The 26,226-nt window shown below is 48.3% G+C and carries 25 protein-coding genes; 22 read left to right on the top strand and 3 right to left on the bottom strand.

Features of this window, described 5'->3' with window-relative positions:
- The first annotated feature begins 215 nt into the window (after window positions 1-215).
- On the top strand, window positions 216-1,763 hold the full coding sequence (yjeM, locus tag NtB2_RS06245; protein WP_109246093.1) for a glutamate/gamma-aminobutyrate family transporter YjeM: 1,548 nt from the start codon (window positions 216-218) through the stop codon (window positions 1,761-1,763).
- Between the two features lie 19 nt (window positions 1,764-1,782).
- Here the strand turns inward: yjeM and NtB2_RS06240 are convergent, their stop codons facing one another.
- Window positions 1,783-2,868, bottom strand: coding sequence for a M24 family metallopeptidase (locus tag NtB2_RS06240; RefSeq protein WP_109246092.1), 1,086 nt, complete (start codon window positions 2,866-2,868; stop codon window positions 1,783-1,785).
- 180 nt (window positions 2,869-3,048) lie between these two features.
- On the opposite strand from NtB2_RS06240, the gene ccpA reads away from it, so the two are divergent.
- The 20 genes from ccpA (at window position 3,049) to rnr (ending at window position 23,050) form a co-directional block, all read left to right on the top strand.
- Complete coding sequence (ccpA, locus tag NtB2_RS06235) at window positions 3,049-4,044, top strand: catabolite control protein A (protein WP_109246091.1); 996 nt, start codon at window positions 3,049-3,051, stop codon at window positions 4,042-4,044.
- A 220-nt stretch (window positions 4,045-4,264) separates the two neighbouring features.
- Window positions 4,265-5,236, top strand: a complete 972-nt coding sequence (locus tag NtB2_RS06230) for an NAD(P)/FAD-dependent oxidoreductase (protein ID WP_109246090.1) — start codon at window positions 4,265-4,267, stop codon at window positions 5,234-5,236.
- A gap of 52 nt (window positions 5,237-5,288) precedes the next feature.
- Complete coding sequence (locus tag NtB2_RS06225) at window positions 5,289-6,848, top strand: ClC family H(+)/Cl(-) exchange transporter (RefSeq protein ID WP_109246089.1); 1,560 nt, start codon at window positions 5,289-5,291, stop codon at window positions 6,846-6,848.
- 150 nt (window positions 6,849-6,998) lie between these two features.
- Complete coding sequence (locus NtB2_RS06220) at window positions 6,999-7,862, top strand: bifunctional methylenetetrahydrofolate dehydrogenase/methenyltetrahydrofolate cyclohydrolase (RefSeq protein ID WP_109246088.1); 864 nt, start codon at window positions 6,999-7,001, stop codon at window positions 7,860-7,862.
- Between the two features lie 184 nt (window positions 7,863-8,046).
- Window positions 8,047-8,406, top strand: a complete 360-nt coding sequence (locus NtB2_RS06215) for a hypothetical protein (RefSeq protein ID WP_109246087.1) — start codon at window positions 8,047-8,049, stop codon at window positions 8,404-8,406.
- Window position 8,407: 1 nt separating this feature from the next.
- Window positions 8,408-9,664: an exodeoxyribonuclease VII large subunit gene (xseA, locus tag NtB2_RS06210; RefSeq protein WP_109246086.1), complete on the top strand. Its 1,257-nt coding sequence runs from the start codon at window positions 8,408-8,410 to the stop codon at window positions 9,662-9,664.
- Window positions 9,654-9,878, top strand: a complete 225-nt coding sequence (locus NtB2_RS06205; RefSeq protein ID WP_109246085.1) for an exodeoxyribonuclease VII small subunit — start codon at window positions 9,654-9,656, stop codon at window positions 9,876-9,878. The genes xseA and NtB2_RS06205 overlap by 11 nt, the downstream gene beginning before the upstream one ends.
- Before the next feature lies 1 nt (window position 9,879).
- Window positions 9,880-10,926, top strand: a complete 1,047-nt coding sequence (locus tag NtB2_RS06200) for a glycerate kinase family protein (RefSeq protein ID WP_109246084.1) — start codon at window positions 9,880-9,882, stop codon at window positions 10,924-10,926.
- A 59-nt stretch (window positions 10,927-10,985) separates the two neighbouring features.
- Window positions 10,986-12,221, top strand: coding sequence for a phosphoribosylamine--glycine ligase (gene purD / locus NtB2_RS06195; protein WP_109246083.1), 1,236 nt, complete (start codon window positions 10,986-10,988; stop codon window positions 12,219-12,221).
- A 1-nt stretch (window position 12,222) separates the two neighbouring features.
- Window positions 12,223-12,711, top strand: a complete 489-nt coding sequence (locus NtB2_RS06190; protein WP_165814971.1) for an LURP-one-related/scramblase family protein — start codon at window positions 12,223-12,225, stop codon at window positions 12,709-12,711.
- Between the two features lie 9 nt (window positions 12,712-12,720).
- Entirely contained in the window at window positions 12,721-13,209 is a 489-nt protein-coding gene (purE, locus tag NtB2_RS06185; protein ID WP_109246081.1) for a 5-(carboxyamino)imidazole ribonucleotide mutase, read from the top strand.
- A 144-nt stretch (window positions 13,210-13,353) separates the two neighbouring features.
- The gene (locus NtB2_RS06180; RefSeq protein WP_109246080.1) at window positions 13,354-14,217 is read left to right on the top strand and encodes an alpha/beta hydrolase; all 864 of its coding nucleotides are present in this window, start codon (window positions 13,354-13,356) and stop codon (window positions 14,215-14,217) included.
- 18 nt (window positions 14,218-14,235) lie between these two features.
- Window positions 14,236-15,153 carry an alpha/beta hydrolase gene (locus NtB2_RS06175; protein ID WP_109246079.1) on the top strand — a complete coding sequence of 306 codons (918 nt, stop codon included), beginning with the start codon at window positions 14,236-14,238 and terminating at the stop codon, window positions 15,151-15,153.
- 130 nt (window positions 15,154-15,283) lie between these two features.
- A complete protein-coding gene (locus NtB2_RS06170) occupies window positions 15,284-15,412 on the top strand; it encodes a teichoic acid D-Ala incorporation-associated protein DltX (protein WP_109246078.1) in 129 nt (42 codons plus the stop codon).
- 20 nt (window positions 15,413-15,432) lie between these two features.
- Window positions 15,433-16,920, top strand: coding sequence for a D-alanine--poly(phosphoribitol) ligase subunit DltA (gene dltA / locus NtB2_RS06165; RefSeq protein WP_109246077.1), 1,488 nt, complete (start codon window positions 15,433-15,435; stop codon window positions 16,918-16,920).
- A complete protein-coding gene (dltB, locus tag NtB2_RS06160; protein ID WP_109246076.1) occupies window positions 16,920-18,143 on the top strand; it encodes a D-alanyl-lipoteichoic acid biosynthesis protein DltB in 1,224 nt (407 codons plus the stop codon). Before dltA ends, dltB begins: the two co-directional genes overlap by 1 nt.
- Before the next feature lie 115 nt (window positions 18,144-18,258).
- Window positions 18,259-18,489, top strand: coding sequence for a D-alanine--poly(phosphoribitol) ligase subunit DltC (gene dltC / locus NtB2_RS06155; RefSeq protein ID WP_109246075.1), 231 nt, complete (start codon window positions 18,259-18,261; stop codon window positions 18,487-18,489).
- A 33-nt stretch (window positions 18,490-18,522) separates the two neighbouring features.
- Window positions 18,523-19,791 carry a D-alanyl-lipoteichoic acid biosynthesis protein DltD gene (dltD, locus tag NtB2_RS06150; RefSeq protein WP_109246074.1) on the top strand — a complete coding sequence of 423 codons (1,269 nt, stop codon included), beginning with the start codon at window positions 18,523-18,525 and terminating at the stop codon, window positions 19,789-19,791.
- A gap of 79 nt (window positions 19,792-19,870) precedes the next feature.
- Window positions 19,871-20,986, top strand: a complete 1,116-nt coding sequence (purK, locus tag NtB2_RS06145) for a 5-(carboxyamino)imidazole ribonucleotide synthase (protein WP_369689562.1) — start codon at window positions 19,871-19,873, stop codon at window positions 20,984-20,986.
- Window positions 20,987-21,046: 60 nt separating this feature from the next.
- Window positions 21,047-23,050 carry a ribonuclease R gene (gene rnr, locus NtB2_RS06140; RefSeq protein ID WP_109246072.1) on the top strand — a complete coding sequence of 668 codons (2,004 nt, stop codon included), beginning with the start codon at window positions 21,047-21,049 and terminating at the stop codon, window positions 23,048-23,050.
- 87 nt (window positions 23,051-23,137) lie between these two features.
- Here rnr and NtB2_RS06135 read toward each other — a convergent pair whose 3' ends face one another.
- Both NtB2_RS06135 and NtB2_RS06130 read right to left on the bottom strand, forming a co-directional pair.
- Window positions 23,138-23,899 carry a glycoside hydrolase, family 25 gene (locus NtB2_RS06135; protein ID WP_109246071.1) on the bottom strand — a complete coding sequence of 254 codons (762 nt, stop codon included), beginning with the start codon at window positions 23,897-23,899 and terminating at the stop codon, window positions 23,138-23,140.
- Between the two features lie 154 nt (window positions 23,900-24,053).
- Window positions 24,054-25,667 carry an Rqc2 family fibronectin-binding protein gene (locus NtB2_RS06130; protein WP_109246128.1) on the bottom strand — a complete coding sequence of 538 codons (1,614 nt, stop codon included), beginning with the start codon at window positions 25,665-25,667 and terminating at the stop codon, window positions 24,054-24,056.
- Between the two features lie 76 nt (window positions 25,668-25,743).
- On the opposite strand from NtB2_RS06130, the gene NtB2_RS06125 reads away from it, so the two are divergent.
- Complete coding sequence (locus NtB2_RS06125) at window positions 25,744-26,202, top strand: DUF3592 domain-containing protein (RefSeq protein ID WP_109246070.1); 459 nt, start codon at window positions 25,744-25,746, stop codon at window positions 26,200-26,202.
- Window positions 26,203-26,226: the final 24 nt, after the last annotated feature.

The raw sequence follows: 26,226 nt of genomic DNA, 5'->3' as shown, positions 1-26,226 counted from the left end.
TCTAGCGAGCAAGGAGAGCCTAGTGGTGAAGCCAGGAAGATGGCCTTCACGGTACTTTTTCAGAAATTCCGGAAGGCAGTGGACCTTATCAACAAATTAAAATCCGAGTCTAAAAAAGACTCGTTTTTTCATATATTCGCAAATTCTTCACTGAATAATGGCATTTTCAGAAAAATAGCCGTATAATAAGGGCGTAGGAATACAAAGGAGTCCTGATGTCTAATTCAAAAAAAGCAAAATTAACCGCCATATCGCTGGCACTGATGATTTTTACCAGTGTATATGGCTTTGGTAACGTCCCCTTAGCCTTTTACCAGATGGGTTACGGGGCCATCCCCTGGTATGTCATCTCTGCCCTGGTCTTTTTCCTCCCCTTTTCATTGATGGTGACAGAATTCGGTTCTGCCTTCAAAAATGAAAAAGGCGGAATTTATAGCTGGATGGAGAAATCCATCGGCCAGGGCTTTGCCCTCATTGGTACCTTGATGTGGTACATGTCCTGGGTGACCTGGTTTGTCGCCGTCGGCAACCGGATCTTGGTTCCTATTGCCAATGTGATTTTCGGGAATTCTGACGCCATTGCCCATGTTAATACCGTCACACTTTCCATCCTCGCCATCATTATCATGGCCATTGTCACCTTCACTTCAATGAACGGGATTGGCTGGATCAAGCGGGTTGCCTCAGTCGGCGGTGTTGCTGTCATGTCGCTCAACTTTGTCCTGATTATCGCGGCCATCATCCTGATGATCCACCAGCACGGTATTCCTGCGACTGAGCTTAACTGGCATGCCCTCTGGTCAACACCCAATCCAACACTGAAGCCCGTCACTATCGTGACCTTTGTGTCATTTCTGGTCTATGCTATCTTTGCCTATGCAGGCGTTGAGTCAGTCGGTGGCCTGGTTGACGAGACAGAAAAGCCTGAGAAGAACTTCCCTCGAGGCATCCTACTGTCTACGCTGGTCATTACTGTCGGCTATTCCCTTATGATTCTCCTCAACGGCTTTGTTATCAACTATGCCAAGGACTGGTTGCCTGATATTCAAGCAGGCACGCTGAATCAGGGGAACCTGACCTATATCATGATGCAACAGCTGGGAGAAAAACTTGGCATGGTCTTTGGACTTGACCATTCAGGCGTCCTCCTCCTTGGCTCTATCTTTGCCCGCTATGTCGGTCTTTCTATGTTTCTGGCCCTGGCTGGTGCCTTCTTCACGCTGATTTATTCACCATTGAAACAGCTGATGGAAGGGGCACCAAAGGAAATGTGGCCTGGCAAGCTCGGCGAAGTCAAGAAGGGCGTTCCTCGTAACGCCATGCTCTGGCAGTTTATCGTCGTGTCAGTTCTCATTCTCATGAACATGGGGATTTCCTTAGTCAACAAGGGTGCCGCCGACCAGTTCTTCCTGGTCTTGACCAATATGGGGAATGTGGCCTCTAGCCTGCCTTATGTCTTCATTGTCTTGGCCTATATTAAATTTAAGAAAAACGAGTCGATTGAAAAGCCTTTCGTTGTCTTAAAGAATAAGACTTTTGCCATCGCTATTGCTTGGCTGTCAGCCATTCTCATTATTCTGGCAGACTTATTTACAGTCATCCAGCCTATCATTGACCGGATTGACGACCCAGGAGACAATCCTATCGCTGGGATTGTGACGAATATCTTATCCATGGTTGCTGGTCCTATTATCTTTGCCATTATCGGTTGGTGGATTCTTAAAGTTTATAAGAAAAAAATGAATGCAAAAAAACAGGATTAAATTTCCTGTTTTTTATGACTTAGAAAATCATCAATTCCTTATTCGTATGGGTCAATGACTCAGCACCAGTAGAGGTCACATAGAGGCAGTCCTCAATGCGGACACCGACCTTGCCTGGGATATAGATACCAGGCTCATCTGAGAAGACCATGCCTTCTTCGATGACGATGTCTTCAGTACCACCGATAGATGGAAATTCGTGAACGTCCATTCCGATACCGTGACCGAGACGGTGAGTGAAGTATTCACCGTAGCCCGCCTTTGTGATAACATCGCGAGCTACTTTATCGACTTCAAAGGCTGTCACGCCTGGTTTGATAAAGTCAGCTGCAGCAAGTTGTGCTTCAAGAACGATTTTATGGATGTCCGCATCAAAATCAGAAGGTTTACCGATAGAGATGGTACGTGTGGCATCAGAAGCATAACCGTTCTTCATGACACCAAGGTCAAAGAGGAGCAATTTGTTTTCTTGAATTTTCACATCTTCTGGGTAGCCGTGTGGATTTGCAGCACGTGCACCTGAGAGCACGATGGTTTCAAATGACATTTGTGGCACGCCCATACGTTTCATTTCGTATTCGATTTTAGCGACAACGTCAGTTTCTGTCCGGTCTGGATTGGCATAGTTAAAGCCAATTTCAAAACATTTGTCTGCGAAATCACCTGAAATTTTCATTTTTTCGATTTCATCAGCTGATTTGATCAGGCGCATGTGTTGAACCAAAGGGGAAACGTCGATAAATTCAACGCCGTCAAATTGTGATTTAAGCCCTTCGATTTTTGCTAAAGTAATATCAGCAAATCCAACAGCGATTTTCTTGACATTAAATTTCGCCACATTTTCTTTAATGACAGCCCAAGGATTTTGTGAATCCGCATAGCCGAAGACATCAAAACCAGTTGTTGCTGCTTTTGCCTTTTCCACTTCGAGTTCAGGCGTAAAGATTTTTGGCTGAGCGTCAGGGAAGATCATAAGGCCTGCAATACGCTCGTGGGGATCGATTGCTAATCCTGTTAAGTAATTGATAGCCGTAGGGTTGGTGATGAAGGTCATGTCTGCCTGATTTTCCTTGAGGAAATCAGCAATGCGTTCTAGTTTGCTCATACGTGTTTTCTACTCATTTTTGAGATGAAAATGAGTGTCCTTTCTCTATAATAATTCTATTGTAACGAAAAAAAGCTGAAAAAGCACGCGTTATTTGCTTGAAAGTGCTTTCTGAAAATGGTATAATGATTTTCATAAATTATAATTAATGTTAAATAAATGTGAAATCGAGGTTAGCCTATGGAAGAAACGACAACAACAATTTACGATGTGGCAAGGGTTGCCGGCGTCTCTATGGCGACTGTCTCTCGTGTCGTCAACGGGAATACCAACGTCAAAGAAAAGACTAAGAACAAGGTCCTGGCTGCAATCAAAGAGCTGGACTACCGACCAAACGCTGTCGCACGTGGCCTGGCCAGTAAGCGGACAACAACTGTCGGTGTGGTCCTCCCTACCATCACAAGTTCTTACTTTGCAGGCATTGCCCGGGGCGTTGATGACATTGCCTCTATGTATAATTACAACGTCATCCTTTCTAATTCGGACAGCGACGAGGAAAAAGAACTCAAGATCATCGAAAGCCTGCTTTCTAAGCAGGTCGATGGGATTGTCTTTCTCGGGACAGGTCTGAGCCCTAAGGTCAGAGAGGCTTTGGCAGGTACGAAGACGCCGGTTATCTTGGCCGGTACGATTGATGCTGAGCGGGAGCTGGCTTCTGTCAATATCAATTATACGAAGGCTGCTTATGAGTGTACGGACCTCTTGCTGAAACGCCACAAGAAGGTTGCTTATGTGCTTGGTTCGCTAGATGATGCGGAAAATGCTGACCGGATTGCAGGTTACAAGCAGGCCCTGGAAGACAACAAGATTAAATTTGCAAAAAATCTTGTTTTTGAAGGCAATTACAGCTATGAAAATGGCAAGGGCCTGGTCGATAAGATTATTGCCAGCAAGGCAGAAGCAGCGATTGTGGCCAGTGACAACACGGCTGTCGGCCTCTTAAACGCCCTCTTAGAAAAGGGTATTAAATTGCCTGACGACTTTGAGATTATCTCAGGTTCTAATTCACCAATTACCATGTACACTAATCCAAGTATGTCTTCTATCTACCAACCCCTCTACGATATGGGAGCAGTAGCCATGCGACTCTTGACCAAGCTCATGCTCAAGGAAGAAGTGGATGAAGAGCAACTCATCCTGGATTATGAATTTATCAAACGCCACACGACGAAATAAGCGGTGGCTTTTGTTTTGTCTGGCTGTCGTTTCGCAAAGGCCTTCCGGCTGTCTGTTGTAGGCCGCAAGTAAACCGCTTTGCGGTTTACTTGCTAAATCTGGAGCCTTTGGTCTCTGAGTTTGCCTTTTTCACAACAGGCAGCGCTCTACTTTTTAAGTACAATCAAAATCCTCAAACAAAGCAAGAAGTATTTTCTAAAGCGGATGTTATAATGAAAGCATGAAAACTTACGACATTACAATAGTGGGAGCGGGGCCTGTTGGCCTTTATGCTGCCTTTTATGCCGGTATGCGGGGCCTGTCGGTGCATATTATTGAAGCCTTTGACCAGGTGGGGGGGCAGCCCAGGTCGCTTTATCCAGAGAAGCATATCTATGACATTGCGACCCATCCAGCGATTACAGGCGAGGCCCTGGCGAAAAACCTGCTCAAGCAGTTGGAACGGGTGGATTATGATTTGTCCTTGTCGACCCGGATTGATGATATTTCCAAAAATGGAGATGTTTTTGAGTTGAGCTCGGCTGAGAGACTCTTTAAGAGCAGGAGCGTGCTTTTGACGACCGGGGCGGGACGGATTGTGCCTCGTCCTGCTGGGATTGAAGGAGAAGAAGACTGGAAGACAGCCGGAAAGCTCCATTATTTTGTGCCGTCACTCGAAGCCTATCGAGGCCAGAAGCTGGCTATCCTGGGCGGTGGCGACTCGGCTGTCGACTGGGCATTGATGTTGGAAGGCATTGCCAGTGAGGTCCATCTGATTCATCGCAGGCCTGATTTTCGGGCCCACGAGCACAGTGTGCAGGCCTTGGAGAAGTCATCTGTCTTTATCCATACCCCATTTAAGGCGGTTCAGCTAGACAAAAGCTTGGAAATAAAAGAAGTCAAAGGGGACAGGGAAGAAGTACTTGAGATTGACCAGGTCCTGGTGAATTTCGGTTTTCTGACCCAGCCACAAGAGCTGGCCAAGGGGCTTGAAGTCAATCGCAACGGCCATATCCCGGTTGATAGGCAGATGAAGACGAATATCGATGGTCTCTATGTCGCCGGAGACGTCGCCGACTATGAGGGCAAGGTCCCGCTGATTTCTGTCGGCTTTGGTGAGGCTGTCCTTGCGATTAACAGCATCCAGCAGAAGGTCAGCTTTGACCACGCCTTTAAGAAAGGGCACTCTTCCTCATTATTTGATGGGGACTGAGGCTCTTTTTCTAGTGCCTCAGCCTGCCTAATTCTGCTATAATAAAGTTATCATGGAATCTAAAATCGTCTCAAAAAATTATAAGGACATGGAAAAGAGTCCCCACAAGAATCTCTATCTTCTTTTGCTGAGTGTGCTTGTGGGCCTGGTGGCGGGCCTAGTGGCCAGTCTCTACCGGCTGAGCCTCGAATATGCAGAAGGCTTTGGCCTCTCTATCTACCATTTTTTGGCAGGGCATCTGATTTATCTTCCGCTCTTGCTTCTTGCTATTCTTATATTATCTGCCATTATCAGTTTTCTTATGACCCGTTATCCGATGAGCTCTGGCTCAGGGATTCCCCAGGTCAAAGGCCAGCTCCTGGGTTATTTTAAGCAGAATTGGTTCACGACGGCCTTTTCAAAATTCATCGCTGGCAGTCTTGCTATGCTAGGAGGCCTCTCACTTGGCCGTGAGGGGCCGTCTGTGCAGCTCGGGGCGGCTATGGGTGAGATGGTCGCAGGACGCTGGGCAAAGACCGAACGCCACAGGCGCTTGCTGATTGCTTCTGGGGCCTCAGCCGGCCTCTCGGCTGCCTTCAACGCTCCCCTGTCAGGCCTGATGTTCACACTTGAAGAGGTCTTCAAGTACTTTTCTCCCCTGATTCTCCTGACCAGCCTGGCTTCAGCCATGGCAGCTGACTTTGTCTCAAGGCTGATTTTCAGCGGTGAAGCTGTCTTTCATTTTAATATTTTAGGAGCCATCCCACTTCAAGATTATTGGCTGCTCGTCTTGCTTGGCCTGATTTTAGGCCTCTTTGGGGCTTTCTATAATAGGGTTCTCCTGGCCAGCCAAAGCCTGATGAATAAGATTCATTGGCCCTATCTGCGGGTCTTGCTTAGCTTTCTGGTCGTAGCCTCTACGGCCCTGGTTTTCCCGATGGTGGTTGGGAGTGGTCATAGACTGATGGATCAGTTGAGTCTAGGCTTAGGGATAGGCTTTCTGGCCCTCATCTTCGTCCTGAAATTCTTGATTTCCATGGTCTCTTATGCATCAGGGATTCCCGGCGGGATTTTCTTTCCTTTGCTGGTGCTGGGGGCGAGTCTGGGGAGCATCTTTGCCTCACTGGCCATCTCTAGCCTGCATTTGCCGGCCTATCTCTTTGCAAACTTTGTGATTCTTGCGATGGCAGGGACCTTTACAGCCATTGTTCGGGCCCCTCTGACGGGGATACTCCTCTTGGTAGAGATGACCGGCTCCTTTAACCACTTGTTGCCACTGGCCTTTGTCTCGCTGATTGCCTATGTCATGGCCGACCTACTGAAATCCCAGCCCATCTATGATTCCCTCCTCTCCCGCATGATTGCTAGTCAAGAAGAGGACGCTAGGGTGGCGGATGGCCAGATGATGTTTGAGACGATTCTTGAATTTGGGGCGATAGCTGATCAGAAACGGATTGCTGAGCTGAGCCTGCCTGAAGGTTGTCTGATTGTAGGCCTCCATCGGAGCGGTCGTGACATCATTCCCCAAGGATCTAGTCAGCTTCAAGCTGGCGACTACCTGACCTTCTTGATTAAAAAAGAAGATGAAGTGGCTTCGAGAAGGGCTATCCGACAGATTTTTACCGCTCATTAGGAGTGGTTTTCTTTTTCGATTCATTTTTTGATATAACTAGCAAGGCTTGTAACTCACTGTGCTCGAATAAGCAAAGGCCAGCTCCTATATGAGCTAGCTAGCTCGTTAGAAAAAATTGTCGTTTTTCTTTTTTTCCGTTATAATAGATGTATGAAAATTATCGACGGAAAAGCACTGGCAGCGAAGCTCCAGGAGGAATTGAGAGTCAGGGTAGAAGGCATGGCGGTCAAGCCGGCCCTCATGGTTATCCTGGTGGGCGACAATTCTGCCAGCCAGGTCTATGTGAGAAATAAGGCGAGGGCGGCTGAGCGGATTGGCATCAAGAGCGAGACACTATTTTTGCCTGAGTCGACCAGCGAGGCTGAGCTTCTTAATTTGATTGATAAATATAATGCGGATGAGCAATGGCATGGCATTCTGGTCCAGCTTCCCCTTCCGGCACAGATTGATGAGGACAAGGTCCTGCTTGCGATTGACCCGAATAAGGATGTGGATGGCTTCCATCCGATGAATATGGGACGTCTCTGGACGGGCCAGCCTGTCATGGTACCGAGCACACCGGCTGGTGTGATGGAGATGTTCAAAGCCTATGATATCTCACTTGAGGGCAAACAGGCAGTCGTGCTTGGCCGGAGTAATATCGTCGGCAAACCCATGGCTCAGCTGATGATGGACCAAAATGCGACCGTGACCCTTTGCCATTCAAGGACTCAGGGGCTCAAGGCTATCTGCCAGAAGGCAGACATTATTGTGTCTGCCATCGGCCAGGCCGAGTTTGTCAAGGCTGACTTTGTCAAAGAAGGGGCGGTTGTGATTGATGTCGGCATGAATCGCAATGCTGAAGGCAAGCTCTGTGGCGACGTTGCCTTTGATGAAGTCGCTGAAAAAGCGAGCCTGATCACACCCGTGCCAGGTGGCGTAGGGCCGATGACGATTACGATGCTGATGAAGCAGACGGTGACGGCCTGTGAGCGCTTGACGGCCGGATTTGATAATGAAAGAGTTGATAAATAAAAATGATTATTTTATTTTTACCCTTACTGCTTGCTAGTCTGCTCTTGTTTTTAGGCTTTCGAGAGAGCTTTTCAAGCTTGAGTCTGATGCAGAAGGCGGGGATTATCCTGGTTTATCTGGTGACTCTGCTTTATCTGGCTCTCTTCGTTTTAATATTTTTCGCACATTAAAGAACTGAGGACTTATGTTATTTCTATTTTTGTTAGGCCTTCCTGCCCTGGCCCTGATTTTCCTGGTCTACGCCTTTAGCTTTGGGGCCAGGATTGAGCCGACCAAAGAGGCAAAAAGCCTTGGCTTATCTGCCACGCTGATTAGCTTTGTCTTTGTTTTGCTCAATTTTTTCCTGCCAGGCTTTGGGATTCCCTCTTGGCTCTTGATTGTCTACAGTCTTATCCTGCTTGGCCTTCTTATTTTCTTTGCTAGAAAATTTCATTTTAAAAAGCTCAAGGGTATCCAACGGCTGAGCCTGGTCTTTGTCGGCATCTGCCTGCTGTTGGTGGCCGTCATTTCCATCTTTTTGACAGCAACAAATGGAGGAGCTTAAAATGGCAGAATATTTATCTGTTTCCCTCCTGACCAAGTACCTCAAGGCCAAGTTTGACAAGGACCCTTATTTGGAGCGGGTCTACCTGACTGGCGAGGTCTCAAATTTCCGGCAACGGCCCAGCCACCAGTATTTCGCCCTCAAAGACGAAAATGCTGTGATTCAGGCGACCATGTGGGCTGGAAATTTTAGAAAACTTAATTTTCAGCTGGAAGAAGGCATGAAGGTCCTAGCCATTGGCCGTGTGGCCCTCTATGCACCGAATGGCTCTTATTCGATTCAGATTGAAGAGCTGGTCCCTGATGGGATCGGGGCCCTCGCCGTCCAGTTTGAGCAGCTCAAGAAGAAGCTGACGGCCGAAGGCCTCTTTGATGACCGCCATAAGCAGGCCCTGCCCCAATTTTCAAAGAAGATTGCAGTGGTGACCAGCCCGTCAGGTGCTGTCATCCGAGACATTATCACGACGGTCAACCGACGTTTCCCCATGTCTGAGATTGTCCTCTATCCGACCAAGGTTCAGGGGGAGGGCTCAGCCCAGGAGATTGCTGAAAACATCCGCCGGGCCAATCTTCGGGAGGACATTGACCTCCTGATTATTGGCCGGGGTGGGGGTTCGATTGAGGACCTCTGGTGTTTCAATGAAGAAATCGTGGTTAGGGCCATTTTTGAGAGTCGCCTGCCGATCATCTCCAGTGTAGGCCACGAGACCGATACGACCCTCTCAGACTTTGCAGCAGACCGACGGGCGGCGACGCCAACAGCTGCGGCAGAGCTGGCAACGCCAAACAGCAAGGCGGATTTACTCGCCTGGCTAGCTGATGCAGAACAGCGGGAACGTAATGCCTTGCTTAATTTGACAAAACAATTAAGGATTCGCTTAGAAAAGCTCTCTAATGCAGTGGTCTTCAGACAGCCGGAACGGCTTTATGACGGCCATATCATGAAGCTGGAACAGCTGACCGAGCGGATGCATCGACTCACAGAGCAAAAGCTGACCCAGGGCAAGCACGACTATAGCATGCTAGATAGCCGTTTGACACCGGCCTATAAGAAGCTACTAGAAGCTAGAAAACACCGCTTTGAACAACTCTACCAGGCCATGCTCTTACTTGATATTTCAAATATCAAGGCCAGAGGCTTTGCTCTGGTAACCAATGAAGACGGAAAAATTATAAAATCTAAAAAAGATGTGAAGGCTGGAGACAAGGTAGAACTTGACCTAGCTGACGGAAAGGTAGGGGCGACCATTGCCAACTAAAAAAGAAGCGACATTTGAAGAAAATCTCTCGGAGCTTGACAGTATCGTCAAGAAGCTGGAATCTGGAGATGTTGCCTTAGAGGATGCGATTGCTGAATTTCAAAAAGGCATGAAGCTTTCTGATAAGCTTAAAAAGACCCTCGATGAGGCCGAACAAACGTTGGTCAAAATCGTGGCAAAAGACGACAGCGAAAGTGAATTTGCAGGAGAATAAGATGAAGATTCTTGTTGCAGTTGACAGCTTTAAGGGCTCAGCCAGCTCTCATGAACTAAATCAGGCAGTGAAAAAGGGCGTCTTGTCCCTTTTTTCGGATGCGGAAGTTTTGACCTTTGATGTGGCCGATGGTGGCGAGGGGAGCCTTGAAGCTATTCGCCAGGAGGTTACTGGAGAGATGATTCCTGTTGAGACGCTAGACTTATTGGGACGGTCTGTCCAGGCGAGCTATCTTTTAGCCGGCCAGCAGGCCTTTATCGAGGGAGCGACAGTATTGGGCATTGACAAGATCAGGCCGAGTTCTGAGACGGTCGCAGCGGCTAGTTCCAGAGGTTTAGCTAAGCTTGTCCTGGATGCCAAAAAGCGTGGGGCGACGGAGATTCTGCTTGCCCTAGGTGGGACAGGGAGCTCTGACGGTGGCTTGGGATTTTATGAGGCGTTAGAAAAAGAAAATCTGTCTGGTCTCCGACTGATTGGGCTGACAGATGTCGATAATGTCTACGCCGGCCCTGAAGGCTATGCCAGGACCTTTGCCAGACAAAAGGGGGCGAGCCCAGAGCAGATTGAAGCCATGGACCAGCAGGCCCTGCAGTTTGCTAAAATGATGAAGCAAGAAAAAGGCATCGACCTTCAGGCAATTGCGGGAACAGGTGCAGCTGGCGGTCTTGGTGGCGCGATTGCCCTGCTTGATGGTGAGCTAAAATCAGGCTTTCAGACGATTGCCAGCATCATCGGCCTTGACCAGGCGATTCCAAAGGTGGACTTGGTCGTCACTGGCGAAGGCCGGCTGGATGCCCAGAGTCAAAAAGGCAAGGTCCCTTATGGGATTGCCAGACTGGCTGAGCGGGCTTCTGTACCGGTCATTGCCCTGGCAGGAACTGTGGAGGCCGACCTAGGTCAGCTTGATGAGCTACTCCTGGCCAGCTTTTCCATCCAGTCAAGGCCTCTGCCTCTTGATGAAGCCATGAAAAAAGAAGGCACACTGGCCAATGTCGAGCGGACAGCCCGAGAAGTCAGCAAGGCCTTTTTCCGAACAATAAAAAGATAAGCGTCCTGGAATCAGGACTTTTTCTTTTCAAAGACGAACAATTTGCATAAAATATAACTATGAATATACTAGTAATTGGAGCAGGCGGTCGTGAGCACGCCATTGCAAAGAAGATGATGGAGAGCCCGCTGGCAGAGCGGGTCTACGTTACCCCTGGCAATCCTGGGATGAAGCAGGACGGGATTGAGCCCGTCGCTATCAGTGAGCTGGATAATCAGGCCCTGGTCAACTTTGCCAAGGAAAATAAGATTGGTCTGACCTTTGTAGGGCCGGAAACTGCCCTGGCAAATGGCATTGTCGACGCCTTTTTAGAAGCCGGCCTCAAGATTTTTGGTCCGACTAAAGAAGCTTCTGAAATCGAAGTCAGCAAGGACTTTGCCAAGGCCCTGATGGCAAAATATGATGTCCCAACGGCGGTCTACTCCAGCTTTGAGAGCTTAGAGGCTTCTCTAAGCTATGTCCGTGAGCAAGGGGCACCGATTGTCATCAAGGCAGATGGCCTCGCTGCTGGCAAAGGTGTGACCGTCGCCATGGATTTAGACACAGCAGAAGTCGCCCTCCGAGACATTTTTGAAGGTGACCAAGGCAAGGTCGTCATCGAAGAATATCTGGAAGGCGAAGAATTCTCACTTTTTAGCTTTGTCCATGAAGGCAGAATCTATCCGATGCCGATTGCCCAGGACCATAAGCGGGCCTTTGATGGCGATAAGGGGCCAAACACAGGAGGCATGGGGGCCTATAGTCCGGTGCCCCATATTCCTGAAGCAGTGGTCAATGAGGCCTTTGAGCAGGTGGTCAAGCCGACAGTCGCTGGCATGATTGCTGAAGGACGCTCTTTTACTGGTGTCCTTTACGCTGGCCTCATGCTGACAGCAGATGGGATAAAAACCATAGAATTCAACGCCCGATTTGGCGACCCAGAGACCCAGGTTGTCCTGCCCCGACTCGAGTCTGACCTGCTGGAACTGATTTTAGCCCTTCTTGAAGGCAGGAAAGTCGAGCCTCGCTGGGAGAAAGATGGCGTCAGGCTCGGTGTTGTCATTGCCTCAGAAGGCTATCCTGGCAAGGTCGAGGCTTCTGTGAAGCTTCCAGAGCTGGGCGATGATATGGAGCTTTACTATGCAGGTGTGACGGAAAAAGATGGTCAGCTTTATTCCAAAGGTGGCCGGGTCCTGCTTGTATCTGCGAGCGGTAGAGAGCTTGCAAAAACCCAACAATTACTCTATGATAAACTTGATAAAATAAAATTTGACGGCTTATTTTACCGTCATGACATCGGAAGTAAGGGAGTTTAGCATGAGTATGTTAGAGGTCAACGGAAAAATCTTTTCACTGGCTGGCGAGTTTTGGGTCGAAGATGAGGCCGGCAATGAAAAATATCGCCTCAAAGGCAGTTTTTTGAAGGTTCCAAAGGAATTTACGATTTATGATAAGGACGGCAAGGCCCGGGCCCGTGTGGTTCACAAGTTGGTCAGTCTCCTGCCAAAATTTTTCCTAGAAATCGACGGCGAGACCGTTGCGACCATCACGAAGAAGCTTTCTGTCTTTAAGCCGAAATATGATATTGATGCCCTGGGCATCAAGCTTGTCGGTAATATTTGGGATATGAATTTCGAGATTCAACGCAATGGCCAGACCCTGGGCCGGATTGATAAGGCCTGGGTTTCCATCCGAGATAAGTACCAAATCGAGGTCATGAATAAGGCAGATGAGCTCCTGGTGCTGGGGCTGGTCCTTGCGATTGATTATGTGAAGAAAGAGGAGAATCTTGTCGCTATCGACTAAGGAGAAAAAATGGCAAAAATAGCAATCATCATGGGTTCTATCTCAGACTGGGAGACCATGAAAGAAGCAGGAAAAATCCTGAACGATTTTGGAATTGAATACGACAAGAAGGTCGTCTCAGCCCACCGGACACCTGCCCTTATGGCAGACTTTGCGGCTGGAGCAAAGTCTGCTGGCTACAAGGCCATCATCGCTGGAGCTGGTGGGGCCGCCCACCTGCCTGGCATGGTCGCCGCCCAGACACTGGTGCCAGTGATTGGGGTGCCCATACAGAGCCGGGCCCTGTCAGGTGTTGACAGCCTCTATAGCATTGTGCAGATGCCGGCTGGAGTGCCGGTGGCCAGCATGGCGATCGGTGTGGCCGGGGCAAAAAATGCAGCCCTCTATGCGACCCAGCTCCTGGCCAATGAAGATGCCCAGCTTTACAAGAGCTTAGAGGCCTTCAGAAATGCGTCTGCTGAGCAGTCAATAGCCTCAACTGAAGAACTGAACAAGTAAAAGGCTTCTGGCCATAACGCTTAGATAAACAGCGTTGTTGTGCCAGAGGCCTTTCTCAGACAATCGTAAATTTTCCCACTCATTTCAGCTGGCTTTCAGTTCAATGACTTATAATTTTCTAAAATAGCTCGCGAGGACAAAATAATGAAAAAAACGGTGAAAATTAGCTTGAGCATTGCTACAGGGCTCGCCCTCCTGGCCGGAGGCTTTGCCTCAGGTATTGCCTATAGCAATGCGACCCACGAGCCTCCAGCTGAAAAATCAGGCGGCAAGCTTACTATCTATCCGACGATTTACATCACAGGCTCGGATGGCCAAATCTCAAGCATTGACCCAATGATTACCGAAATCTTGAAGGATAAGACCGTCCACGCTGAGCGGGGTCTTGAGATTGTCGTGAACAAGGATAACAGCCTGAAGGTCTCAGGCAAGCTGGATAAGCGAAGCCATAACCCCATCATCGAGGTCGGCATGGAAAAGGGGACCAATAACTCTACCAAGTACGAGGAGGCCCTCCACGCTGTCATGTCCTATCTGGCCGGCAAATACGATGTTCCCTATGTCAATGTCATGGGCTATTCAGCCGGTGGTTCAGGCGTCTATCACTATCTGATTGATTACAGCTTTGACCGGAGCCTGCCTCCTGTTAAGAAGTTCCTCTCGCTTGATGGCCAGTACAATGCCTCAACCGCCCAGCCTGACCAGGACTACAAGGAAGTCTTACAGACCGGGGCGAAAATCCAGTCCAAATACTACAAATTCTGGCTGGACAACTACCAGAAGCTCTCGCCCGACATCCAGGTTTCTTTCCTGGCCGGCAACTACAACACCAAAGAAGAGACAGACGGGGTCGTGCCCTGGGCAGATACTTTTTCTGTCTACTGGCTTCTTCAAAAAAACGGCAATCCAGTGAGCTATCACATCTTTGATGGCCCTTATTCAGACCATGCCCATGTGGCCCAAAATGAAAAGGCTATCAACTACGCCAAGGTATTCTTTTATCAATAATTAGAAAGATTGATTGTATTGAGAAGTAGAAAAAATAAGCGAAGGACCAAGAGGATACTCAACGGCCTCCTGATTTTAGCAGGTCTCGGCCTGGTCTTTTTAGCTGGTGTCCTTTCTTACAAATATTTTATTGAGACCAATCAGCCGCCTGAGAAGCAGGTCTATGCCAAGGTTGACCATAAGCTGGTCGTCATCCCAAGCCTATATATGACGGGCTCTTCAGGTGACACGACGAAAAATATTGACCGGCTGATCAAAGCCATTGACCAGTCTGATAATAATCCAGCCAAACCAGGCCTGAAAATCTTGGTTGACCCGACCGACGGCTACAAGGTCAATGTCACAGGGAAAATTGAAAAAGGCAACCTCTACCCGATGATTGCCCTCGGCATGACCAAGGGGACCAACGACCCCAAGCTCTACGAGTACAGCATAAAGGCAGCCATGGACTACCTGGTCGCCCACTACGATATGCCACATGTCAATATGCTGGGCTACTCGACCGGTGCGGCGGGGGTCCTGCGTTATTTGATGAATTATTCTAATGATAAGGAACTGCCAAAGGTCGGCAAGTTTGTCTCGCTGGACGGCATGTTCAACGACCGCTATGCTGCTGAACCAGGCGAAAGCCTCAAGGACATCTTAAAAAATGGTCCAAAGCAGCGCTCGCCCGAATATAGTTATTGGGCCGAGAATTCAGAGAAGTTTCCTAAAGATACGCAGACCCTCCTACTCTCAGCTAAACACCCGGGCAGTAAGGAGTCGGATAATTTTGTTCCTTGGGCGGATAGCTTTTCGACCTATCATTTCTTCAAGAAAAAAGGGGGTCCGGTCAGCTTTGAGGTCTTTGGGGGAAGCGAGTATAATACCAACCACGGGAAGGTCTGTGAAAACCCGCAGGCTCAGGGGATTATCGAGCGTTTCTTTTATAGCTAGTCTTTTTCAGTTATTTTACACTCCTAACATAAAAGTGTATAATTAAATTAAGGATAAGTGCAATAAAATGAGGGCTTATCTTACAAAATTGTAAGGTTGGGCCCTGATTTTTTTGCTAGAATGGAGGAGTATGAAAAGTAAAGAAATTTGGAAGATTATCGGGAAGACATTGATGTACTTTTTAATCATCATGGCCCTGCTTTATCTCTATTCCTATAGTCATTCTGGCGGTGCCCACTTTATCTACAATGAGTTCTAATCGCTTTTAGGGAGAACAAAATGAAATTATTAGAACAAATTATTGATGTTGCTAAGCAGAAGCCGGACTTTACTGCTCTTGCTGAAAAAGACCGGGCCTTTAGCTATCGGGAGCTGATGGATGCCAGCGTCCAGATCGCCAAGCTCATCGAAGCAGAGGCCGACAGCATGCGTCCTGTCCTGGTTTTTGGTCGCAATGACTTTCTGAGCCTTGCAGCCATGCTGGGGACTAATCTCACGGGGCGTGCCTATATCCCTGTCGATGCCCACACGCCAGCTGAGCGGACAGAGCTGATTTTGAGTGTTTCTCAGCCCTCTGTTGTCATCCTGACAGCAGAAGTTGAAGGCAACTTCAAACAGCTCTTTAGCCAAGCCATCGACTTCACGGCCTACCAGGCCAATCCTGATTTTGATCTTGACAAGCTTGATACGAGTAAGGCCGTCTCAGGTAGTGACATTAACTACATCATCTATACCTCAGGGACGACGGGCGTGCCCAAGGGTGTTGCGGTAACCCATGACAATCTGGTCAGCTTTACCCGCTGGATGAATGAGGATTTTGTCAAGATTTCTGACAATCAAATTCTCGAGCAACCCCCATACAGCTTTGACCTTTCTATCTTCAGCTTGTATCCCAGCCTGACCCAGGGTGGGAGCCTGGTCTCCCTCTCTAAAGACGAGACCAATAACTTCAAGCTCTTGTTTGAACGACTCAACAGCACGACCATCAACACCTGGATTTCAACCCCATCTTTCGTTGACATCTGCCTGCTAGACCCCAGTTTTGTCGAGGCTAATCATCCTAGCCTTCAGCAGTTTATCTTCTGTGGCGAGGAGCTGACTCACAAGACAGGGACCAAGCTCCTCAAGGCCTTTCCTAATGTGGCTATCTACAATACCTACGGGCCGACGGAAGCGACTGGTGCCATCTCTGAAATCCAGGTCACGCCTGAAATTCTCGAGCAATACAAACGGGTCCCTATCGGCCGGGCCAAGCCTGGTGTAGAGCTCCGCATCATTGACAAGGAAATCGTCATCCTCGGCGACTCTGTGGCTAAGGAATACTTTGAAAATCCTGAAAAGACGGCCGAGGCCTTCTTTGAGATCGATGGTCAGCCTGCCTATCATACGGGCGACGCCGGCTTTATCGATGAACGTGGCATCCTGAATTATAACGGTCGGATTGACTTTCAAGTCAAGTTTAACGGCTTTAGAATCGAGCTCCAGGACATCGAGTCCCACCTGCTTGGCTTAGAGCAAGTCGAAAAAGCACTCGTCCTGCCTCAAGAAAATGCCGACCACAAGGTCACAGGCCTCGTCGCCATCCTGGTCGTCAAAGAAGAAAGTCCCGACCGGGCCTATACCAAGGCATTGAAGGCAGAGCTTTCGACCAGCATCATGGACTACATGATGCCGACAAAATTTGTCTATGTCGATGATTTCCCGCTCAATCAAAATGGCAAGGTCGATAGAAAGGCCCTGGAGGCGAGTCTAGGAGGTAAAGCTTAGTGCAACCTTACGGAACACCCGCCTACTTTATCTGGTTGGGCCTGGCCCTTATCCCGCTCGTTATCGCGCATGCCTATGGCAAGAAGTGGATGGGCTATCAGGTCCTCTTTACACTGGCCTTTCTTTGGCTGACTTTTGGCTCGACCATGAGCATCTGGTCGATTCTGGGCTTTGGTGTCTTTGAGACCCTCCTGATCAAGCTCTACGAGCATTACAGGACCCGTGAGGGTTCGGCAAATAAGACCTGGGTCTTTGTAGTCGCCGTCCTCTTGTCGATTGCCCCATTGTTTGTGGTTAAGCTCACGCCGGTCATTGACCCGGCTCATCCCTCGTCAATCATTGGCTTTCTGGGGATATCCTATGTGACCTTTAAGACCGTTTCTACAATTTTAGAAATTCGGGATGGCCTGATTAAGGCTCTGCCAGTAAAGGATTTCCTCTATTTCCTTTACTTTTATCCGACGATTTCGTCAGGTCCGATTGACCGCTTCAGGCGTTTTCAGAAGGATATGCAGACGCCAGTCGATAGGGAAAAGTATGTTGAGAAGCTTGGTAAAGGGATTTTCTTTATCTTCCAAGGTTTTCTATACAACTTTATTATCGGCTACCTGATTCAGACCTATGTCCTGCACGGGGTGGCCATTCAGGCTGTCCAAAATCCTGGCTTTGTCAATATGGCCATCTCAGCCTATGCCTACGGCCTCTATCTCTTCTTTAACTTTGCCGGCTACAGTCTCTTTGCGATTGGGATCAGTTATATCATGGGGATTGACACGCCGATTAACTTTAACAAGCCCTTCTTGGCCAAGTCGATTCATGATTTCTGGCAACGCTGGCACATGAGTCTTAGCTTCTGGTTCCGAGACTTTGTCTTCATGCGATTTGTCAAATTCATGATGGTCAAACGCTGGTTTAAGCAGATGACGACGACTTCGAATGTCGGCTACCTGGTCAATATGACCATCATGGGTTTCTGGCACGGCTTCACGCCTTATTATGTAGCCTACGGGATCTACCACGCCCTGCTCATGATTGGCTATGACTGGTGGACCCGCTTTAAGAAAAAACGGAAAATTAAAATTCCAGATAACCGATGGACCCGGGCGGTCAGCATCTTCATTACCTTTAATGCGGTCATGATTGGCTTCCTGATTTTCTCAGGCCTGCCTTGGACAGCACTGCAACGGGCTTTGGGAATGCATGTTGAAATTCCAAACTTTTAATCTGGCAATGCTTGTAGCTCACTTAAGTAAGCCGAAGGTAGCCATCTTATTAGTAAAATTATGAAAAATTATCGTTTTCATATTTTAGGTCATAAACATTAGAAAGTAGAACAAAATGAAAGAACAAGTATTTGACGTCATCGAACAAGTCTCAGGCACGGATGAATTTCGTGAAGATCTGGACATGGACCTTTTTGAAGAAGGAATTCTCGACTCAATGAAGGCGATTATGCTTATCGTCGAGCTGGAAAGCTCTTTTAGTGTGAGCCTGCCACCTTCAGAAATGGACCGGGAAGAATGGAATACGGCCAACAAGATTGCTGACCGGATTCAAGAGAAACTCTAAGATGTTATAAAAGATTTAACTAAGGAAGAACAAATGAAAAAACACAAGATTTGGAATCATATCCTGCCTGTGATTTTCGCCTTTATCCTGGTGGGGTTGGTCATTTTTGGCCCCTGGTCCATCACACCAAAATATGCCAAGGATACGCTAAAGGAAGTCGCAATCAATCCAAAAATCCGGGAATTTTACATCGGGAGCTCTGTAAAAGACCAGGCCTTGGCGGATAAGACTTTTTTGCCCATCATGGGCTCGTCTGAGCTGGAGCACTTTGATGCCTTCCATCCCAGCAGTTTTTTTGCCAAATATGACCCCAAGGTCACGCCCTATCTGATTGGGGCTCCAGGGACCCAGTCACTGGCGAATTTCTATTATCTGAGCTCGACCGGCAATCGGATGAAAAACCGTAAAATCGTCTTCATCATCAGTCCTCAGTGGTTCTCTAAAAAAGGGACCAGTGAGGCGGAGCTCAGCAATTTTGTCTCCAAAGACGCCCTCTACAGCTGGCTGAAGTCGGCTGACCCTAAGGACAAGGCCACACAGAGTCTGGCCAAGCGGATGCTAGGCTTCAAGTCTCTGGATGACCCGGCCATCGTCAATGCCATGCGACAGTTGGCGGCGGGGCATCCGATTTATCTGGCCGACAAGCTCCAGATTGATGCAGGCTCTCGGCTTCATGACCGGGAGGATGCCCTCTTTTCAGGGCTGAACCTGGGCAAGCTGAAGCTCCACCCTGAAAATCTGACCGCCCTCAATCAAGAGTTGCCAGACAAATTAAATTTTGACGAGCTGGACAAGCTGGCCTATGAGGCTGGTGAAAAGGCTTCAGATAATAACAAATACCAGGTCAAAAACAGTGTCTGGACCAAGAATCTGGCTCCGCAAGAGAAGCAGAGGAAGGACTCAATGAAGAATGTCAGCTACCTCCAAAGCCCGGAGTACTCTGACTTCCAGCAACTCCTCAATCTCTTTGCCAAGAATCATGACGATGTGCAATTTGTCATCCAGCCCGTCAATGGTGCCTGGTATTCTTACACCGGCCTTTCTTACGACAAGCTGGAGGACTTCTCCAACAAGATTACTTATCAGCTCCAGTCGCAAGGCTTTACGAATATTCTCGACCTGACCGACAAGTACAATGAAAAGTATTATGTCGAAGAAACCATCCACTTCGGCAATCGGGGCTGGCTGGCTGTCGATAAGCAGATTCAGAGTTTCTTGAAGGCTCCGAGTCAGACCGACTATACGCTGGATAATGAGGAATTTCTCTCTCCAGAATGGGATAATGATAATTTTGATCAGTAAAAACCGAACGTTAGTTTTGGTTTTTTTCTATATTTTGGGATAAGAGAGGCCTTTTTCCGAACGAAAATCCTATAATAAGATTATGGAAAATAAAAAGAAGACGATAGGTATTATTGGTGGGGGCCAGTTGGGCCAGATGATGGCCATCTCAGCCCAGTACATGGGACACAAGGTCATTAGCCTCGACCCTAATCCTAATTGCTCGGCGGCTAAGACTTCTGATGAGCTGATTCAGGCTGACTATGATGATGTCAACGCCCTCTTGCGGATGGCCTATGCCTCTGATGTCGTGACCTATGAGTTTGAAAACGTCTCAGCAGAGGCCCTGCGTGAGATTGAAGAGGTGGTTGCGATTCCCCAGTCCATCAAGATGTTGGAAATCACGCAGAACCGCAAGGCTGAAAAGACCTTTTTGGCATCTTGTGGTGTGAATTTAGCTGACTGGAGCTGGTTAGATGACCCTAAAGCTCTGCCTGAACAGGTCGTCAAAAAGCAGGTCCTTAAGACCACAACAGGTGGCTATGATGGTCATGGGCAGGTGGTGATCAAGACGGATGAGGACTTGGTGGTGGCCCGTGATCTTTTAACTCAGACCGACTGCGTTCTCGAAGATTTCGTCGCCTTTGAGCAGGAGATTTCAGTCATCATGTCAGGCAATGGTCAAGAGGTCGTCTTCTTTCCCATCGCTGAAAATGATCACCGGGAGAATATCCTGCACAGAACCATTGCACCGGCCAGGATTTCTAAGGCAGTCGAGGAAAAGGCCTATAGCATGGCCCTAATGATTGCTAAGAAGCTGAAGCTAGCCGGTACTCTCTGTGTCGAGATGTTTCTGACGGCTGAGGGCGAACTCTATGTCAATGAACTGGCTCCCCGCCCGCACAATAGTGGTCACTACACGATTGAGGCCTGTGACTTCAGCCAGTTTGACCTGCATATCAAGGGGATTTTGGGCGAGGCACTCCCTGAGCCAGAGCTTCTCAAGCCTGCCCTGATGATGAATGTCTTGGGCCAACATGTCGCAGGGGCTGAAGCACTTAAAGCCAGCCATCCAGCCTGGCATCAGCACGACTATGGCAAGCCAGAAGCCAAGCATAACCGGAAGATGGGCCACATTACCATCTTGACGGATGATATGGAGGCAAGCCTCCAAGAGATTAAGGCTACAGGCTTATGGGAAACAAGGGCTATCTGAGGTCCTTTTTTTGTGTTATAATAAGAAAAGAATTTTAGAATAAGCGAGAAATAAAAAAACATGGCTAAAGCCGAAAAAACTGAAGTAAAAACTGAAACAAAAGAAAAAGATAAAATTAAAGGTGTCTTCCACTCCCATCCCAAGGGCTTTGGCTTTGTGACACCTGAAACTGAAACGACCAAGGAAAACGACATCTTCATCGGCCCTCGTAACACCAAGGATGCCATGCACGGTGATACGGTCGAAGTCAAGGTCCTCCATCCAAAATCAGCCAAACGCGGGGCTGACGGGGTCATCAATAAGGTGGTCGAACGTGCGACGACAGAAGTGGTCGGGAGCTACATTCCTTTTGGCAAGAAGGACCGGGAAAACTTCTCTAAAGATGGTTTTGTCGCCCGGATCATCGTCCGCAATGAGAAATTGCCTGACAATCTTTTTGTCAAAGAAGCCGGCTTCCAGGCAGAAGATCTGGTCCGGGTCAAAATCATCCAGTATCCAGCCTATCGCAAGCATTTTATTGGGAAAGTGACGGATGTCATCGGTCACAAGGGTGACCCAGGCCTTGATGTTCTTGAGATTCTTTCAGGCAACGGCATTCCTGAAGGCTTCCCAGAGCCAGTGCTCAAGATGGCAAACAGCATTCCTGAGACCATTGATGAAGCCGATCTTGAAGGCCGGCGGGACTTCCGTGAGGAGCTGACCTACACCATTGACGGCGACGACTCTAAGGACCTGGATGATGCGATTCATATTAAAAAATTAGACAATGGTAATTTTGAGCTCGGTGTTCATATCGCTGACGTCTCTCACTATGTGACCGAAGGCTCTATCATTGATGAAGAGGCCATCGAGCGGGGGACCTCTGTCTACGTCGTTGACCGGGTGGTGCCAATGCTCCCTGAACGCCTGTCTAACGGGATTTGCTCTCTCAATGAAGCAGAAGAACGCCTGACCCTCTCATGTGTCATGGAAATTGACCATAAGGGCAAGGTCGTCAAGTCTGAAATCATGCCGTCTGTTATCAAGACGACCTACCGGATGACCTACAACAACGTCAATAAAATCCTGACCAAGGGGGCTGAAGGCCACCGGGAGATGCGGGATAAATTTGATAAGATTGTTGATTCGCTCGAAGTCGCAAAAGACCTCCACGAGATTTTAGAAGGCTCTCGTGACGACCGGGGGGCGATTGAATTTCCTGAGTCTGAGGCCAAGATTGTCCTCGATGAAAAAGGCCACCCTATCGACATCATCAAACGCGACCGGGACACGGCGGAGCGGATGATTGAGTCCTTCATGCTGGCGGCCAATGAGACGGTTGCGGCCTACTTTATCAAGAACAAGCTCCCGTCCATCTACCGGATCCACGACTTGCCAAAAGAAAAGGCCTTTGCAAAACTCCAAGACATGGCTGCAGACAAGGGCTTCAATCTGTCGTCCAACAGCAACCAGGCCCTCCAGTACTTCCAAGAAGAAATCAAGGGGACGCCTTATGAGCTGTCGATGAGCTACCAGCTCCGTCATACCATGTCGACTGCGATTTATTCTGAAAAGAATACTGGCCACTACGGGCTGGCCTCAAAGAACTACACCCACTTTACCAGTCCTATCCGACGTTACCCTGACCTGCTCGTGCATCGCTTGATTCATCTCTATATTGACAATCATTCTAATAAAATCAAGGAAGAGCAAAAGGAGAAAATCCCTGCCATTGCCAAGCAGAGCTCTGAGCGGGAACGTCGGGCAGTCGTCGCTGAACGCATGGTTGATGCCATGAAGAAGGCAGAATACATGGCTGACCACCTCGATGAGACCTTTGAAGGCACCATCACCAGCATCCAGAAATTTGGCTGCTTTGTCGAGTTGCCCAATACCATCGAGGGCCTCGTCCGCATCATGAATCTCAAGAGCCCGACCAAGGAAAAGCTCGACTTCGATGAGGAAGAAGAGATTATCAAGGGCAATAAGACCGACTTTGCTTATCGGATTGGCGATAAGATTGTGGTCCATCCTATCTCTGCGGATAAGCGGGCTGGGAAGATTGATTTTGAGCAGATTTTGTAAAAGTAAGACCAGTGTTTGACTGGTTTTTTCTTGGTCTTGAGAGCAGGATAAAGGGTAAAGAAAAGCCACTTCAAAGTGGCTTTTCTTTTATTTCACATTTGTGATGCTCTTATCTACGAGATTGTAAGCACCATTGGCTTGCTTAACAAAGAGGAGGGTGACAGAACGATAGGTTTGATCAATTAAGTCGTCGCTATTGTTATAGCTAACGGCTAAGTAGGTAATATTACCGTATTCTGTTGTTGAAGTTTCCTGAGGATTACCATGTTGTGAGACGATGCTACTATAGCTTGTTCCTCCAGCTCCAGTGTATGAGCCTTCTTTCAGGGCATTATATTGCGCCTTTGTCCAGTTGAAGTTCCCGAGGGCGCGCCAGGCAATGCCTTCATATTTCCAGCCTGATTTGACAAGCTGGTCACGTTCATAGCTACTCAGGGTGACGAAATGGGCACCGATGCCAGCCTTAGCATTGAACAAACGATAGACAGGCTTGCCCCACTTGTCAGCTGAATGGAAGGCCACACCTTCAGATCGCCAACCGTTCTTAGACAAGACATCGACCTCATTGGTTGACTCAGTGTAGATGTGCTCGCCAGATTTTGGATTGTAGACCCGGTAGATGTTAGTACCCTTGCTAGGAGCTACCCAGGCACGGCCTTCATAATTCCAGTTCCAGTCAATCCCAGGTAGAGACTGAGCTTCATTTGTGCTAGAAGTCCAGAGATGGGCCTGATTGTTGGTATTGTAGAGACGATAGATGGTACTGTTTGCACTGGCCTCTTTTGCAAAAGCTACACTCCCTAAGAGAGCAAAAGCGACAAGACCGCTTGCGACAAGCTTTTTGTTCATAGGCTTCCCCTTTTAGTTAAAGTTTCAAACAAATTAAAACGCTTTCACAACTTTATTATATTCTTATCTTTACCATAAGTCAATGATAAACTAGGCTTATTGTTCTTAGTTTTTAGATAAAAAACGCAGAAAGTTATTTCTGCGTCTCTGTATCTTATTTTACTTTTCTTGCTTTTATCGTCGCCTCATCCGCCGTCACTCGAATCGTCTTCTCTCGATTATAGGTCACAAAGCCAGGCGGTGTACCGGTCGGTTTATGCAGTTTCTTAGCATCCAAGACATCGACCTGGACCAGATTTGAGTTTCTGGCCTTGCTAAAGTAGGCGGCCAGCTCGCCCGCAAAGGTGATGGTCTCATCGCTCGGGTCGCTATTGCCGGTAATCAAGACGTGGGACCCTGGAATATCCTTGACGTGGAACCAGAGGTCGCCCTTTTTTGCCAGCTTGAAGCTGACCTGCTCATTTTGCAGGTTGTTTTTGCCGACCAGGATAATGGTCCCGTCCTCAGCCTGATATTTTTCAGGCGGCAGCATTTTCTGCTTTTTATTGCGGTGGCGTTGCTTGATAAAGCCGGTCTGGATGAGTTCTTCACGTATGTCGGAAATTTCAGCGACGTCGGCGTTTTCCAGGTTACTCTCGACCGATTCCAGATAGCTGATGGTCTCCTTTGTATGGTCAATCTGTTCGCCGAGGAACTTGACAGCCTGCTTTAGCTTTTGATAGCGGTGGAAGTAGCGTTGGGCGTTTTGGGCCGGTGTGCGAGAGAGGTCGAGGGCAATCTCGATAGGCTCATTGGTATAGTAGTTATCCAGCGTGACGCTAGGCTTGTCATTAGGGACCTGCGAGATATAGGTGTTGAGCAGTTCGCCTTTCTGGCGGAAAATCTCAGCCTTGTCGGTAGCTGCAAGCTCTTGCTCCTGCTTTTTGAGCTTATCCCGATTTTTCTTGAGCTCATTTTGGACCCGGCGAATGACTTCAGCCGCCACCTGTTTGACCCGGTCCCGCTCAGCCTTGTCAGCATAATAGAAGTCAAGCATGTCAGAGAGGCTGTCAAAGGCCTGATAATCCTCAGCTATCTTGATGGCTGAAAAGCGGTCGTTAGGATAGATAGAGGGGACGACTGTCTCCAAGGCCTCCTGGAAGGCGTCGATAGAGAGGCTAGCGAGCCCCTGTCGAGTGTCTTTAGCGACCCCCATCAGTGGCTGATTGGTCTGGAGGGCCTCAAAGATGGTTTCTCGAGAGGCCGTAAAAGGATTGGGAAATTCAGATTTTGGCGGGGCAATGTAGGTTGAGCCCGGAAGTATCGTCCGGTATTGATTCTGAGAGAAGCCAACGTGCTTGATCGACTCGATAATCTTACCAGAAGTCTTGTCCATCAGGATGATGTTAGAGTGCTTGCCCATGATTTCGATGACCAGGGCAATCTTGAGATTGTCGCCAATTTCATCCTTGGTCGAGATGTGAATCCAGAGCTGGCGGTCATTGTCGACCTGCTCGATTTTTTCGATAAAGGCACCGGCCAGATATTTCCGCAAGACCATGACAAAGGTGTTGGCCTCTTGAGGATTGATATAATCCTTCTTGGTCAGCTGGACACGGCCAAATTGCGGGTGTGAAGATAGCAAGACCTTGTGGGTCACCCGCTCGCTACGGACCGTCAAGAGAAGTTCAGCCTCAAAGGGCTGATTGATTTTTTGAATCCGGCCTGCCGTGAGGACATTGCTCAGTTCAGCCGTCATGTGATGTAAAAAGACACCGTCAAAAGACATTTTCATTTACCTGTTTCTAATTCTAATTACTTTAATTTTAACATAATTTTAGCCTTAAAAATGGTACAATAGTTTTATGAAGAAAACAGTGAAAATCATCCAGGTCATCATCCGCCTGGTCATGCTTATCGTAGGCATTGGTCTCTTGGCCAGCTCGATTTTTTTGACCGGCGTGCACATTGCCAATAAAAATCTTGAAAAGAGTCCGACCCAGGGCCTGATTGTCAGAGGCGATGATATCCGCTCTGTCCACGAGGTCAGATACAGCTTTGAAGGAAAAAACTACGAACGTCGGCCACTGGATGCCTATTTTAGGAGCCTGGGACAAGAGGGAGAGAAGCTGACCGTCTATGTGGCCAACAAGTATCCTGAGCGGGTCTTTTTGAGCCGGACAGCGGACGGCCTCTTATCAACTGCTGGATTTATGGCCGGTTGGGGGATTTTGCTCCTTGTGATTCTTTTGGGCGAGCATCAGCTGATGAGTCGAATTAAACTTTTGGAGGAGAAGACAGGCAAGGAAGAAGAAGGAAGATAAGCCTTCTTAAACTTTCTGTGAATT

It is taken from the genome of Lactococcus termiticola (assembly GCF_003116835.1).
In the GTDB taxonomy this organism is placed as follows: Bacteria; Bacillota; Bacilli; order Lactobacillales; family Streptococcaceae; genus Lactococcus; species Lactococcus termiticola.
The sequence above is the reverse complement of the archived record's forward strand: the minus strand, read 5'-3'. Positions and strand labels throughout refer to the sequence as shown.

Coding starts and splice junctions, on each gene's coding strand:
- rnr (WP_109246072.1), top strand. CDS start 21,047: ATGGCTAAAGCCGAAAAAACTGAAGTAAAAACTGAAACAAAAGAAAAA.
- NtB2_RS06215 (WP_109246087.1), top strand. CDS start 8,047: ATGTTATTTCTATTTTTGTTAGGCCTTCCTGCCCTGGCCCTGATTTTC.
- ccpA (WP_109246091.1), top strand. CDS start 3,049: ATGGAAGAAACGACAACAACAATTTACGATGTGGCAAGGGTTGCCGGC.
- dltC (WP_109246075.1), top strand. CDS start 18,259: ATGAAAGAACAAGTATTTGACGTCATCGAACAAGTCTCAGGCACGGAT.
- NtB2_RS06225 (WP_109246089.1), top strand. CDS start 5,289: ATGGAATCTAAAATCGTCTCAAAAAATTATAAGGACATGGAAAAGAGT.
- dltA (WP_109246077.1), top strand. CDS start 15,433: ATGAAATTATTAGAACAAATTATTGATGTTGCTAAGCAGAAGCCGGAC.
- NtB2_RS06240 (WP_109246092.1), bottom strand. CDS start 2,868: ATGAGCAAACTAGAACGCATTGCTGATTTCCTCAAGGAAAATCAGGCA.
- NtB2_RS06180 (WP_109246080.1), top strand. CDS start 13,354: ATGAAAAAAACGGTGAAAATTAGCTTGAGCATTGCTACAGGGCTCGCC.
- NtB2_RS06135 (WP_109246071.1), bottom strand. CDS start 23,899: ATGAACAAAAAGCTTGTCGCAAGCGGTCTTGTCGCTTTTGCTCTCTTA.
- xseA (WP_109246086.1), top strand. CDS start 8,408: ATGGCAGAATATTTATCTGTTTCCCTCCTGACCAAGTACCTCAAGGCC.
- yjeM (WP_109246093.1), top strand. CDS start 216: ATGTCTAATTCAAAAAAAGCAAAATTAACCGCCATATCGCTGGCACTG.
- purE (WP_109246081.1), top strand. CDS start 12,721: ATGGCAAAAATAGCAATCATCATGGGTTCTATCTCAGACTGGGAGACC.
- NtB2_RS06125 (WP_109246070.1), top strand. CDS start 25,744: ATGAAGAAAACAGTGAAAATCATCCAGGTCATCATCCGCCTGGTCATG.
- NtB2_RS06190 (WP_165814971.1), top strand. CDS start 12,223: ATGAGTATGTTAGAGGTCAACGGAAAAATCTTTTCACTGGCTGGCGAG.
- dltD (WP_109246074.1), top strand. CDS start 18,523: ATGAAAAAACACAAGATTTGGAATCATATCCTGCCTGTGATTTTCGCC.
- NtB2_RS06130 (WP_109246128.1), bottom strand. CDS start 25,667: ATGTCTTTTGACGGTGTCTTTTTACATCACATGACGGCTGAACTGAGC.
- purD (WP_109246083.1), top strand. CDS start 10,986: ATGAATATACTAGTAATTGGAGCAGGCGGTCGTGAGCACGCCATTGCA.
- NtB2_RS06170 (WP_109246078.1), top strand. CDS start 15,284: ATGAAAAGTAAAGAAATTTGGAAGATTATCGGGAAGACATTGATGTAC.
- NtB2_RS06200 (WP_109246084.1), top strand. CDS start 9,880: ATGAAGATTCTTGTTGCAGTTGACAGCTTTAAGGGCTCAGCCAGCTCT.
- NtB2_RS06220 (WP_109246088.1), top strand. CDS start 6,999: ATGAAAATTATCGACGGAAAAGCACTGGCAGCGAAGCTCCAGGAGGAA.
- NtB2_RS06230 (WP_109246090.1), top strand. CDS start 4,265: ATGAAAACTTACGACATTACAATAGTGGGAGCGGGGCCTGTTGGCCTT.